This is a genomic window from Gaiella sp. (genome assembly GCF_057140465.1).
Window position 1 is genome coordinate 1 of the sequence record NZ_DBNHWK010000022.1, and the last position, 12,979, is coordinate 12,979.

The 12,979-nt window shown below is 72.1% G+C and carries 11 protein-coding genes; 1 reads left to right on the forward strand and 10 read right to left on the reverse strand.

Going from position 1 to position 12,979, the window contains the following annotated elements; genetic code table 11:
- A partial coding sequence (locus AC162C_RS02745) for a CaiB/BaiF CoA transferase family protein (RefSeq protein WP_484096212.1) occupies window positions 1-725 on the reverse strand: 725 nt, incomplete at its 3' end.
- On the reverse strand, window positions 722-1,870 hold the full coding sequence (locus AC162C_RS02750; protein WP_484096213.1) for an acyl-CoA dehydrogenase family protein: 1,149 nt from the start codon (window positions 1,868-1,870) through the stop codon (window positions 722-724). The genes AC162C_RS02750 and AC162C_RS02745, both read right to left, overlap by 4 nt.
- A 34-nt stretch (window positions 1,871-1,904) precedes the next feature.
- Between AC162C_RS02750 and AC162C_RS02755 the strand changes: the two genes are divergently transcribed.
- Window positions 1,905-3,842, forward strand: a complete 1,938-nt coding sequence (locus AC162C_RS02755) for a CocE/NonD family hydrolase (protein ID WP_484096214.1) — start codon at window positions 1,905-1,907, stop codon at window positions 3,840-3,842.
- A 74-nt stretch (window positions 3,843-3,916) separates the two neighbouring features.
- Here the strand turns inward: AC162C_RS02755 and AC162C_RS02760 are convergent, their stop codons facing one another.
- The 8 genes from AC162C_RS02760 to AC162C_RS02795 form a co-directional block, all read right to left on the reverse strand.
- Entirely contained in the window at window positions 3,917-4,948 is a 1,032-nt protein-coding gene (locus AC162C_RS02760; RefSeq protein WP_484096274.1) for an ABC transporter ATP-binding protein, read from the reverse strand.
- Window positions 4,909-5,877 (reverse strand): ABC transporter ATP-binding protein, encoded by a 969-nt coding sequence (locus AC162C_RS02765; protein ID WP_462973145.1) that lies wholly within the window; start codon window positions 5,875-5,877, stop codon window positions 4,909-4,911. The genes AC162C_RS02760 and AC162C_RS02765 overlap by 40 nt, the downstream gene beginning before the upstream one ends.
- Window positions 5,874-6,791: an ABC transporter permease gene (locus AC162C_RS02770; RefSeq protein WP_484096215.1), complete on the reverse strand. Its 918-nt coding sequence runs from the start codon at window positions 6,789-6,791 to the stop codon at window positions 5,874-5,876. Before AC162C_RS02770 ends, AC162C_RS02765 begins: the two co-directional genes overlap by 4 nt.
- Complete coding sequence (locus AC162C_RS02775) at window positions 6,788-7,756, reverse strand: ABC transporter permease (RefSeq protein ID WP_484096216.1); 969 nt, start codon at window positions 7,754-7,756, stop codon at window positions 6,788-6,790. Before AC162C_RS02775 ends, AC162C_RS02770 begins: the two co-directional genes overlap by 4 nt.
- 85 nt (window positions 7,757-7,841) lie before the next feature.
- Window positions 7,842-9,620, reverse strand: a complete 1,779-nt coding sequence (locus AC162C_RS02780) for an ABC transporter substrate-binding protein (protein WP_484096217.1) — start codon at window positions 9,618-9,620, stop codon at window positions 7,842-7,844.
- Window positions 9,621-9,684: 64 nt separating this feature from the next.
- Window positions 9,685-10,767 carry a histone deacetylase family protein gene (locus tag AC162C_RS02785; RefSeq protein ID WP_484096218.1) on the reverse strand — a complete coding sequence of 361 codons (1,083 nt, stop codon included), beginning with the start codon at window positions 10,765-10,767 and terminating at the stop codon, window positions 9,685-9,687.
- A gap of 34 nt (window positions 10,768-10,801) precedes the next feature.
- Window positions 10,802-12,436 (reverse strand): ABC1 kinase family protein, encoded by a 1,635-nt coding sequence (locus tag AC162C_RS02790; protein ID WP_484096219.1) that lies wholly within the window; start codon window positions 12,434-12,436, stop codon window positions 10,802-10,804.
- Between the two features lie 160 nt (window positions 12,437-12,596).
- A complete protein-coding gene (locus tag AC162C_RS02795) occupies window positions 12,597-12,974 on the reverse strand; it encodes a phasin family protein (RefSeq protein ID WP_462973151.1) in 378 nt (125 codons plus the stop codon).
- Window positions 12,975-12,979 lie beyond the last annotated feature (5 nt).

Genomic DNA, 12,979 nt, shown 5'->3' on the forward strand with positions numbered 1-12,979 from the left:
AGCCCGAGGCGGATCTCCGAGGCCCGGGCCTCGAGGTCGGCCGGGCCCGCCGCGCGCGCGGCGTCCGGGTGCTCTCCGGGCAGCCAGACGAGGTCCTGCACCTGGACGGCGAGCGCCGCCTGGAGCAGCGACGTCTCGACCCGCGAGCCGTCGCCCGTCACGCGGGCGCGGACGAGCGCCGCGAGCACGGCCGACGAGAGGAGGAAGCCGGCCGTGAGGTCGGCGATCGGGATGCCCCCGGCACGCACCGGGACATCGTCGCCCGTGGAGGAGTGGGCCGTCAGCAGCCCCGCGTGCGCCTGGGCCACGAGGTCGTAGGCGGGGGTGCCGGCCAGGGGCCCGTCCGACCCGAACGAGGTGACGACGCCGAGCACGAGCGCGGGCCGACGCGCGTGCAGGTGCTCCCAGCCGAGCTCGAAGCGCTCGTCGCGGCCGGGCGGGAAGTTGTGCAGGACGATGTCGGCCGACGCGACGAGCGCCCTGCTGCCGGCGAGGCCCTCCGGGGTCTTGAGGTCGAGCACGACCGACCGCTTGCCCCGGTTCAGCGGCACGAAGAACCGGCCGAGCCCGGGGGCGATCGGCATCACGTGCCGGTAACCGTCCCCGGACGGGGGCTCGACCTTGACGACGTCGGCCCCGAGGTCGGCGAGAACGAGCCCGCAGAGCGGCCCCGCGACGTACTGGGCGTACTCGACGACCCTGATGCCCTCGAGCGGGGCGCTCATCGCAGGCCGAGCCCCCGTCGCGCGATCACGAGCTGCTGGATCTCCGCCGTGCCGCCGGCGATCGTCGACCCGACGCTCGCGCGCACCATGCCGGCGGCGCGCCCCCCGACCGGCGCGGCCGCACCCTCGGCGAGCCCTTCCGGCCCGAGCAGCTCGACCGCCGCCGTCGCGGTCCGCTGCACGAGCCGGGCACCCGCGAGCTTGGCCATCGCGGAGAGATGGCTGGCCGGAGCCTCCCGGTCGAGGGCGTCGGCCGCCCGGAGCGAGAGGAGGCGGGCAGCGGCGGCCTCGCCGCGCAGCCGGGCGACCCGCTCGCGCGCCGCCCGGTCGAGCTGCCCCCGCTCCCGGAGCCACCCCTCGACGCCGTCGAGCACCCAGACGGCGCCGCCCACCTTCTCGGCGGTGATGCGCTCGAAGTCGAGCGTGTACATCAGGACACGCCAGCCTCCGTGGAGCTCGCCGACGAGGTTCGCGGCGGGAACCTCCACACCGTCGAGGAAGACCTCGCAGAGGACGCCGCCGCCGAGCGTCGGGAACGTCCGCACCTCGATCCCCGGCGTGTCCATCGGCGCCACCAGCACGGAGATGCCCCGATGCTTGGGCTCCTCCGCCGAGGTGCGGACCGCGAGGTAGATCCAGTCGGCGAGCTGCGCGCTCGACGTCCAGATCTTCTGCCCGTCGACCACGAACGAGTCCCCGCGCCGGACGGCGCGCGTCGTCAGCGCCCCGAGGTCGCTGCCGGCACCCGGCTCGGAGAATCCCTGGCAGAACACGAGCTCCCCGCGCGCGATCGGCGGCAGCAACGCGTCCCGGAGCCCGGGCGGTGCGAACCGCTCGAGCGCCGCGCCGATCGTCTTGTACGAGAGCAGGTACGAGGAGAGCGGCAGCCAGTGGTACCCGAAGACCTCCTCCACGAGCGTGGCGTCGAGTCGGCTCAGGCCGCGGCCCCCGAGCTCGGCCGGCCACGACATGCCGATCCAGCCGGCCCGGCCGAGCGCCGTGTTCACCTCGACCGAGTCGCCGTCGGAGAGCATCCCCTGCCGCCTCCACTCCGCGTCCGCCTCGAGCAGCGGTCGAATCGAGCGGCAGAACGCAGCCGCGTCGTCGCGGAGTCGCCGTTGCTCGTCGGTGAGACGCAGGTCCACGCGGCGCGATCCTACGCGCCCGTAGGATCCCCGCGTGGAGGAGCGTCGCGCATGGATCACGATGCCCGACGGCGTCCGCCTCGCGGCCCGGATCTGGCTCCCCGATCACCTCCCCGCACCGGTCGTGCTCGAGGCGTTGCCGTACCGGATGGACGACCTGACCTCGTCCTACGCGGCCGAGTACGAGCGGCTGTGCGAGGAGGGTGGCCTCGCCGTGTGCCGGCTCGACATCCGGGGCACGGGGTCGTCCGAGGGGATCGCCGTCGACGAGTACACGGCGGACGAGCACGCCGACATCTGCGAGGTGATCGCCTGGCTCGCCGCCCAGGAGTGGTCGAACGGGCGCGTCGGGATGTACGGGACGTCGTGGTCGGGCTTCAACTCGATCCAGGTCGCGTGCCTCCGCCCGCCGGCGCTCCACGCGATCGTCCCCATCTACGCGACGGACGACCGCTACACCGACGACGTCCACTACATGGGCGGCGCGGTGCGCGCGATCGACCTCGTCGACTGGGTCACGTACATGCTCGCCGGCAACGCGCTGCCTCCCGTCCCGGCCGTGTTCGGGGAGGGCTGGCGGGACGAATGGCGGCGGCGCCTCGAGGAGACGCCGGCCTGGGTGCTGAGGTGGCTCGAGGAGCAGGCCGACGGCGCCTACTGGCGGCACGGGTCGCTGCGGCCGGACTACGCCCGGATCACGTGCGCGACCATGATCGTCGGCGGCTGGGCCGACGGGTACCGGAACGCCACCCTCCGCACCTGGGAGGCGCTCCGCTGCCCGAAGCGGCTCGTGCTCGGCCCGTGGAGCCACAGCTCCCCTGCGACGTCGCTCCCGGGGCCCCACATCGACCTCGTGCCCGAGCTCTGCCGCTGGTTCGGTCGCTGGCTCCGCGACGAGCGCAACGGGGTCGACGAGGAGCCGCCGATCGCGGTCTTCGCGCGCCGCTCGACGCGCCCGGCGCCCGACCTCCCGGAGGTCCGTGGCGAGTGGCGCTCGGAGCCGACCTGGCCTCCGGAACGGCTTCGCCTGTCGACGCTCACACCGCCCGGGATCGGCACCGACCGAATCGTCGTACGCGGCGACGTGGGCGTCACGGCGTGGAACTCGTGCGCGGGGAAGCTGCCGTGGGGACAGCCCACCGACCAGCGTTTCGACGACGCGCTGTCGCTCGTCGTCGACTGGGAGCCGCTCGAGGACGAGCTCGACGTGATGGGCTACCCGCGGCTGCGTCTGCGCGTGACGTCGAGCACGCCGATCGCCTACCTCGCCGTGCGGGTCTGCGACGTGTTCCCGGACGGGACGTCGGCGCTCGTGTCGCGCGGCACGCTGAACCTCACGCATCGCGAGAGCCACACGACCCCCTCCCCGCTCGAGCCGGGTGTCCCGACCGAGGTCGAGGTCGAGCTCGAGGCGACGTCGTGGGTCTTCGAGGCCGGGCACCGCGTGCGGCTCGCCCTCTCGGGGGCCGACTGGCCGAACACGTGGCCGCCGCCCGTGGCGGGCGAGCTCCTCGTCGAGCGCGAGAGCATCGCGCTCGACCTCCCCGTGCTGGACGGCCCGCCGGTCGCACCCCCGCCCTCCTTCCCTCCGGCGCCGACCGCGCCACCCGACGGGGGCGGGGCGTCGCCGCCCGTGACGTGGCGCATCGACCGGGACGTCCTCGGTCGTGAGACACGGGCCGTCACGGGGTACGGGGCGGACTACGACGCGCCCTTCGGCGCCACGGTCGAGGAACGGTACGAGGGCACCGCGGGCGTCTCCACCGACGACCCCGCCCGTGCGTGGGTCATCGGGACGGCGCGCTACCGCGTCGCGTGGCCCGAGGCGGAGGTGGTCACCGAGGCGCGCCTCGAGGTGCGGTCGGACGCGGACGCCTACCACGTCGTCGTCGACGTGCGTGCCGGGGAGGAGGACGTCGGCGAGCGACTCGACCGGCGCACGGAGCGGACGATCCCGAGGCTCCTCGCCTGAACCCGGCCTGCGGGGCGAAGCCGGCGAGACCGTTCCCCGGCACGGGGGCGCTCGGTTCGCCGCCGTCGGTCGACTCAGACCGACCGGTCGACGGCCGCAGCCGCGTGGCACGCGACGACGTGGCCGGGGACGTCCGCCACCGTCGTGAGCGCGACGTCCTCGGCGAGGCACCGCTCGGCGACGGCGAGCCGTGCGGCCTCGCCCGACTGCACGAGCGGGCACCGGGGATGGAAGCGGCAGCCCTCGGGGATCCGGGTCGGGTCGGGCGCCTCTCCCTCCAGGATCTGCTGCTCGATCCGCCCCGCCTCGGGCACCACCGACAGCAGCGCCTTCGTGTACGGATGGCGGGGAGCGGACAACAGCTCCTCGGTCTCGCCGAGCTCGACGATGCGCCCGAGGTACATGACGGCGACCCGGTCGGCGATGTTCCATGCGAGCCCGAGGTCGTGCGTCACCACGAGGATCGTCACCCCTGCGTCGCGGACGAGGCGGAGCATCAGTGCCAGGATCTCCCCGCGGACGGAGGCGTCGAGGCTCGACACGGGCTCGTCGGCGACGAGCAGCCAGGGCTCGAGGGCCATTGCGCCGGCGATCACGACCCGCTGTCGCTGGCCACCGGAGACCTCGTAGGGGTAGAGCTGGAAGAAGCGCTCCGGCGGCCGCAGGCCCGACATCGAGAGCGCCTCCGCGACCTTCGTCTCCTCCCCCTTCGTGAGCCCGTGGATGCGGAGGCCCTCGGCGACGGCCTCGTAGATCGTCTGCCGTGGGTTGAGCGCGCCGGTGGGATCCTGGAACACCATCTGCACGCCGCGGCGGTAGCGCTTGAGCGAGCGACCGTCGTAGCGCAGCGGCTCGCCGCGGAACCGGACGTCCCCGGCTGCCGGACGCACGAGCCCGAGCACCGCGCGCGCGAGCGTCGTCTTGCCGCAGCCGGACTCACCGACGAGCGCGAGCACCTCGCCCTCTCTCACGTCGAGGTCGACGCCGTCCACCGCCCTCGCCACGGTGCCCTTGCGAGCCGCGAAGGCGACCTCGAGCCCGCGGAGCTGGAGCAGCGGCTCCTTCGTCACGACGCGCTCCTTCCGACGTGGAGGCAGGCGGCCCAGCGATCGTCGCCCGCAGGCCGGCGCTCGACCTCCCACGACGCGCACTCGTCGACCGAGAGCGTGCACCGCGGGTGGAACGGGCAGCCGGAGGGGACGGAGCGCGGGTCCGGCGGGTCTCCGCCGAGCCCGGACGGCGCCATCCGGTAGCGCGGGTCGCCGATCACGGGGAACGCCGCCGCCAACGCCGCCGTGTACGGATGCGCCGGTGCCGCGAACACCTGGTCGCTCGGTCCCTCCTCGACGATGCGTCCCGCGTACATGACGGCCAGGCGCCGGCAGACGTACGCGAGCGTGGACAGGTCGTGCGTGATGAAGAGCATCGCCAGGCCGAGCTCCTGCTGCAGCTCCTCGAGCAGTCGCAGCACCTGCGCCTGCACCATCACGTCGAGCGCCGTCGTCGGCTCGTCGGCGACGAGCACACGGGGGTCGCATGCCAGGGCGAGCGCGATCAGGACGCGTTGGCGCTGCCCCCCCGAGAGCTGGTGCGGGAAGTCCGAGGCGCGGCTGGCGGGGAGGCCCACCGTCTCGAGCAGCTCGCCCACCCGCAGCCTGACGTCTGCGTCGCCGGAGGCGAGCCCGTGCACCCGGATCGGCTCGGCGATCTGGTCGCCGATCCTCTGCACGGGGTTGAGCGAGTGCAGTGCTCCCTGGAACACGATCGAGAGCGCCGTCCAGCGCACGGCACGGAGCCGGCCGGGGCGCAGGGCGAGCACGTCCTCGCCGTCGAGGAGCACGTCGCCGGTGACCTTCGTCCCCGCCGGGAGCAGCCGCAGGAGGGCCCCGGCGATCGTCGACTTGCCGCACCCCGACTCGCCGGCGAGGCCGAGCGTCTCGCCGGGTCGGAGCACGAAGTCGACGCCGCGCACGGCCGGGACGTCGCCCGGGTACGTGACGTGCAGGTCGCGGACGACGAGGACCGGCTCGCTCATCCGCGCCGCTCCCGCAGCCGCGGGTCGAGGATCCCCTCGAGCGCCCGCCCGATCAGGGTGAAGGCGAGCACGACGGCGATCACGCAGAGACCCGGCGGGAGGTACCACCACCACGCCTCGCGGCCGAGCGCGCCGGCCGAGAACGCCTCGTCGAGCATCTGCCCCCAGGACACCTGCAGCGGGTCGCCGAGCCCGAGGAAAGCGAGCGTCGTCTCGGAGAGGATCGCGATCGGGACGGTCAGTGTGGCGTTCGCGATCACGAGCGGCATCACGTTGGGCAGGATGTGACGTCCCATCACGTGGCGGCCGGAGGCGCCGAGCGCGCGGCTGCGGTCGACGTAGAGGCGCTGCTTCACGCTCAGCACCTGGGCGCGGATGAGGAGCGCCGTCGTCGGCCACGAGGTGATGCCGATCACGACGATGATGTTGCGCAGGGACGGTCCGAGGATCGCGGCCAGCACGATCGCGAGCGGGATGAACGGGATCACGAGGAACCACTCGGAGAGACGGGCGAGGACGCTGTCGAGCCACCCGCCGAAGAAGCCCGCGAGCACGCCCACCACGGTGCCGATCACGATCGCGATCAACGTGGCCGCGACGCCGACGAGCAGGCTGATGCGCGAGCCGTACACGAGCTGGTCGTAGACGGGACGCCCCAGGCTGTCGGTGCCGAGCGGCGCGAAGTCCGACGGAGGAGCCCACACCGGGTTGTCGGTCGTGTTGACGGCGCGCAGGTCGTCGACGTCGGCGATCAGCGGTGCGAGCAGCGTGACGAGCACGAAGACGACGAGCACCACCAGGCCGATCAGCCCCTCGCGGTCGCGCCGGTACTCCGACCAGCTGCGCCTGAACGCGCGCTGCCGCCGCTCCCATGCGAGACGCCTCGGGCCGGCTGTCGTCGCCTGGCTGCTCACTGGTAGCGCACCCGCGGGTCGAGGAGCGGGTACAGCAGGTTCGCGAGCAGGTTGAAGAGGATCACGGACGCGCTGAAGACGAGGAACAGCCCCTGCAGCATCGGAAGGTCGGGCCCTCGGAGCGACTCGTAGGTGAGCAGCCCCAGCCCGGGCCAGGAGAAGACGGTCTCCACCGCGATCGCGCCCGAGATCACGAACCCGAAGTTGATCGCGATCAACGCGGTCGACGGGAGCAGCGCGTTCCGCACCGCGTGCCGGTTGCGAACGTCGATGTCGCGGAGGCCCTTGGCCCGCGCCAGGGTGAGGTAGTCCTCGCGCATGACGTCGATCAGGGACGAGCGCATCACGAGCGCGTACTCGCCCACGTATGCGATCGCGAGCGTTGCGCACGGCAGCGCCATGTGCCACGCCTGGTCGAGCAGCCTCGAGAGACCCGTCGCGTCGGACGCGGGGTCGGTGATGCCGCTCGTCGGGAAGAGGTCGAGCCTGACCGAGAAGAACGTGAGCAGGAGCATCCCCAGCCAGAAGTCGGGCATCGACCACGTCACCATCGACGACGACGTGAGGACGCGGTCCTTCGTCGTGCCGCGCCGCCAGCCGGCCGCGGCGCCCATCCACAGGCCGAACACCGTCGACAGGATCGTCGCGACACCGACGAGAGCGATCGTCGCCGGCATGGCACTCCAGATCTCCTCCATCACACCGCGGTTCGTCGCGTAGGAGCGCCCGAAGTTGAGCTGAACCGTCTGCTCGACGTAGCGCAGGAACTGCGTCAGCTGCGAGCCGTCGAGCCCGAACTGGCGGGTCAGCTCGTCACGCTGCGAGTCCGAGAGATTGCGGCCTCGGTAGAGGACGGCGACCGGGTCCGTGGCGACGATCCGGAACAGGAAGAAGTTGAAGACGACGACGAAGACGAGCGTGCCGAGCGCGCCGAGGAGTTTCCCGACTGCGTAGCGGGCGCTCACGACGCGCTCCTACCTCGGGTGCCGGGAGCCCACGGGGGCGGGAGAGACCCCGCCCCCGTCTCGACTCGATCGTGCCAAGACCGCCCTACTCGCGCTCTTCCGCGCTCCGGCGTCGCGTGACCAGCCAGGCGGCACCGCCCAGCACGATCACCCCAACGATCACGATCGCGACGATCCCACCCGTCGACAGGCCGCCGTCGTCGCTCCCGGACGACGCGATCGGCGTGAGGTTGAAGTACGTCGGAGACGTGTTCGAGAAGATCACGGGCCCGGTGTCGGCCGGCTGCCGCAACCACCCCTCGAAGCGGTCGGTGCGGTACGCCTGCAGGTCGGGGCTGTAGTCCGTGACGATGAACGCCGCTTCGTCGTAGAAGAGCTTGAGCATCTCGTGGACGATCTCGACGCGCTTCTCCTCGTCGAGCTCGACCTTCTGCTGCTGGTAGAGACGGTCGTACTCCTCGTTGCACCAGCTCGCGTCGTTGTAGTAGTTCAACGGATCGTCGGGGTCCGTGCTCACCTGGTCGCAGATGAAGTACGAGAGCTGCGGGTCAGGGTCGACGAACGGCACCCAGCCCCACCAGAAGAGCTCGTACTCGCCCTTCCCGATCACCTCGCCGAGCTGGCTGTCGTCGTAGGAGGAGATCGTGGTGTCGATGCCGATCTCCTTCAGCCACCCGGTCACGAACTCGGCGATCGGCTTCGCGTACTGCGACTCGGTGCGGTTGGCGTAGCGGAAGACGAGCGGGTCGGTGCCGTCCGGCATCTGACGGATCCCGTCCCCGTCCGTGTCCTCGTAGCCGGCCTCGTCGAGGATCGCGTTCGCCTTGTCGAGGTCGAACTCGAACCGCTCCTCCTCCGACAGCTCGGGGAGCCACTTCCGGTCGGGCGACACCGACATCGTCTCGCCGACCTCGCCGATGCCGCTGAACACCCGTTCGACGAGCGTCTGCTTGTCGATGGCGTGGGCGATCGCCTGGCGGACGCGGACGTCGAGGAGCGCCGGGTGCGGCTTGCCGAAGCCGGCACCGGCGTTGAGCCCGATCTCGTTGAAGCCGCCCTGCTGCCCCTCGACCGTGACGATCCCTTCGGCGCTCGAGAGGCGCTCGAAGGCCGACGACGGCACCGCCATCGCCGCGTCGAGCTCGCCCTGCTCGAGCGCCGAGACCATCGCGTCGGCGTTCGAGAACACGCGGAACACGACCTCGTCGATCGCCGGCGTGCCGCCCCAGTAGTTCTCGTTGGCGACCATGCGCCAGTACTGGCCCTTCTTCCACTCGGCGAGCGTGAAGGGGCCCGAGCCGACGCCGTCGAGGGCGTCGTACTTCGTGATCTCGTCGGCGGAGATGTCCTCGTAGACGTGCTTGGGGACGATGTAGACGTCGAGCGTCGGAAGCTTGGGATCCGGCACCTTCGACGTCACGACCAGTGTCGTGTCGTCCGTCGCCTCCGCCGTGAGGTTCTCGACCGTCGAGAAGTGGTTCAGCCACTCCTCGTCGCGAGCGCGGTTGATCGTGTACGCGATGTCCTCGGCGGTGAGCGGCTCGCCGTCCGACCACTGCAGGCCTTCGCGAAGCGTGTACGTCCACGTGAGGCCGTCGTCGGAGCCCTCCCACGACTCGGCGAGCCCCGGAATGGTCGCGAAGTCGTCGGCGGCCTTGTCCGTCAGCGTCGCGTAGTGGAGGTTCCACAGCTCGTACGCCTCGACCGTGTAGCCGACGGTGACGTTGGGACTGTCGAGCTTCCCGACGTTGCCCACCGTCAGCACGACCTTCTCGCCGTCCTCGTCGGCGGCCAGCGCGACGGTGACGGATCCAAGCGCGACGAGCACGACCGCGAGCGCGGCAACGGCACGATGAAGGTTCATCACGAGCCTCTCCTTCTCCGGACCCCAGGGATGTGGACGATCATCGTCGTCGCCGGACGGTGCGTCAAGAGTCATGCCTTCCCGTTCGGATGAGGCCCTCGAGAGCCGCGAGCACGAGCGGGCCGAGCGTCGAGAGGTCGTAGCCGCCCTCCTGGACGACCACCGACGGGAGCCCGAGCCGACCGAGGTGCCGCCCGGCCTCCCGGAACCCCTCGGCGCCGACGCGCAACGGGCTGTTCGGATCTCCCTCGGCCGCATCGACCCCGAGCGCGACGACGAGCGCGGTCGCACCGCCGTCACGGGCGAAGCCGACGAGCCGGTCGACCGCCTCGAGCCACGCCCGGTCGCCGGTCCCGGGCGGAACGGGCACGTTGAGGTTCGCGCCCTCCCCCGCTCCCGCGCCCCGCTCGACGGAACGGCCGAGGAAGTGCGGGAACCACCCGGCCTCGGGGTCGACGTGGACGGAGCCGGTGAGCACGTCGTCCCGCTCCCAGAAGATCGACTGCGCGCCGTTGCCGTGGTGCGCGTCGAGGTCGAGCAGCGCGACCCGCGGGTGACCGCCGCGGCGCAGGTGCGCGGCGGCGATCGCGGCGTTGTTCAGGTAGCAGGAGCCGCCGTAGGCAGCCCGGGTCACGTGGTGGCCCGGCGGCCGGGTGCACGCGTACGCGACGGGCGCCCCGGCCAGGACGAGGTCGCAGGCCGTGAGTGCCGCGTCGACGGCGCCGCGCGCCGCGGCCCACGTCCCCGGGCCGATCGGCGTCATCGTGTCGTACGCCCACATCCCGGTTCGCGCCGCCGTCGATGCCGGCACGACGGGGTCGACACCGGCGGTCAGGCCGGGGTGCGCGAAGACGTAGGGGACGACGCGATCCTGGCCCGGGTCCTCCTCGTAGCCGACGCGCTGCCACTCGTGCCACGCGTCGCGGAGGAACCCGACGAGCTCGGGGTCGTGGACGTCGAGCAGCGCGACGTCGTCGTGGGGCCGGGCCTCGACGAGGGACGCTCCCGCGTCGGCCAGCGCCTCGAGGACGACGTCGACGCGGCGGGGCACCTCGTCGCCCGCGGTCGGCATCCCGATCCAGACCTCGCCACCCGGAACGTGCCCCGCGTGCGCGGGCGACCAGACGACGGCGAGGTCGAGCGGCATGTGGCGATTTCGGGGCGGCGTGTCGATCCCCGGCCTACAGGCGCCCGGAGCGGAGGACGCCCCAGATCAGCCAGATGCCGAATATCCCGGAGAGCATGAAGCCGACGAAGGCGAGCACCTGCACGCCGATGATCTTGGGGCCCTCGGTGGCGGTGCCGACGATCGCCGAGCCGAGCAGGCCGGCCGCGACGATGAGGCCGACGACGACGCGGTTCACCGCGTGGTCGAGCCGCTCCTCGAGGTGGTCGATGCCGGGGTTGTGGATCGTCATCTCGAACTGCCCTCTGCGGGCGGTCTCGAGCACGTCGTGCATCTGGTACGGCAGCTCGCGCGCGACCCCGGCGAGCTCGCGGGCCTCGCGGTGCGCCAGGAGGGCGAGCCGCCGCGGCGAGAGGCGCTCCGCGAGGAGCTGCTTCGCGTACGGTCTCGCGACCTCGAAGACGTTGAACCCCGGGTAGAGCTCGACCCCGACCGAGCCGAGCGTCGCGATCGCCTTGTCGAGGATCATGAACCGCGTCGGCAGGCGCAGGTTCATCGCGTAGATGAGGTTGAACCCCTCCCGGATCACCTCGATCGGGTCGATGTCCGAGAGACGCGTGCCGTAGTAGCGGTAGTACAGCTCCTCGAGCCGCGAGCGGAGCTCGTCCTCCCGCTCGCGCGGGTACTCGACGCCGAGATCCGCCAGGCGCCGCGGAAGGGCCGTGACGTTCTCGGTGGCGGCGTCGACGAAGAGCCGGGTCAGGCGCACCATGTCCTCGGGCGTCAGGCGGCCGGCCAGCCCGAAGTCGACGAGCCCGAGCGAGCCGTCCTCGAGCACCAGGATGTTGGCCGGATGCGGATCGCCGTGGAAGAAGCCGTGACGGAAGATCATCGTCATCCAGGCGTCGGTCATGCGGTACGCGAGCTCCCGCCGCTCGTCGTCCGACCAGTCGGAGACGTCGAGGTCGCGGATCTGCGTCCCCTCGAGGCGCTCCAGCGTGAGGATGCGCGCGGTGGTGTAGCGCCACCAGACCCGGGGCACCACGACGCGGTCGTCGTCGGCGAAGTTGCGACGGAAGGCCTCGGCGTTCCGGGCCTCCTGCTGGTAGTCGAGCTCCTGTCTGATCGACCGCGCGAACTCGTCCACGAGGGCCCCGGTGTCGACGAAGTCGAGGGCGTGCACCCGCTCCCTCACGACCCGGGCCGCGGCCCGGAGGAGCTGGATGTCCGACTCGATCTGCTTCGGAGCGTCCGGACGCTGCACCTTGACGACGACGTCCTCGCCGTTCGGGAGGGTCGCGCGGTGGACCTGTCCGATCGACGCCGCGGCGATCGGCTGCTCATCGAACGCGACGAACGCCTGCGCCACCGTCAGCCCCAGCTCGGCCCGGACGACCTCCTCGACCTGCGCGAAGGGGAAGGGCGTGACGTCGTCCTGGAGCTTGCGCAACTCGACCACGATGTCGAGCGGGACGACGTCGGGACGTGTCGACAGCAGCTGGCCGAACTTCACGAACGTCGGCCCGAGCTCGTCGAACATCTCCCGGAGCCGGGGGCCACGATCGGCGCGCATCTCGCCGTCCGGCGGTGTGCTGCGCCGCTCGAAGGCGTAGCCGAACCCGTGGCGGGTCGCGACACGAGCGATCTCCGACAGCCGCCCGAGCGAGCGCCGTGGCCGTACGGTCTCCACGCACGCAGTGTGGCAGGCGCCGACGCGTGCGAACAGGCCCCGAGAAAGAGCTGAGCCGACAGACCCGGGGGCCCGTCGGCTCAACTCGCAGGACTCTACGGCCCGGCCACGGGCCGTGTCAACGCCCGCGACGGCCGAAAATCTCGCTCTTTGCGGACGTTCACTCGCCGCCGTCGGAGGCCGCGGGTGAGCGGCCGTCGCCCTCGAGCAGGCGCAGGCGATGCTCGACCTGGGCGATGCGGAGCGCGAGATCGTCGAGCTCCTCCCGCCGTGCGAGCCCGAGCCGCTCGAGCGCGCGGTCGACCGCGTCGTCGCCGCGGGTGCCGAGGCGTTCCGCCTCACGGCGCCACGCGACCGCGGTGTCGCGCACGGCCGACCGCATGTCCGAGACGTCGACGCCGACCTTGCGCGCGAGCTCGTCCGCGAGCTCGTCGAGCGCCTCGACGCCCATCGCCGCCCAGCCCACGCCGGCGAGCACGAGCTGCCCGATCGAGGTCTCGGCGCGATCGCGCTCCGTGTGCGCCCGGTCGCCGTCCACGCGTG

Excerpts from the sequence above, each read along its gene's own strand:
- AC162C_RS02765 (WP_462973145.1), bottom strand. The coding sequence starts at position 5,877 with ATGAGCGAGCCGGTCCTCGTCGTCCGCGACCTGCACGTCACGTACCCG.
- AC162C_RS02780 (WP_484096217.1), bottom strand. The coding sequence starts at position 9,620 with ATGAACCTTCATCGTGCCGTTGCCGCGCTCGCGGTCGTGCTCGTCGCG.
- AC162C_RS02785 (WP_484096218.1), bottom strand. The coding sequence starts at position 10,767 with ATGCCGCTCGACCTCGCCGTCGTCTGGTCGCCCGCGCACGCGGGGCAC.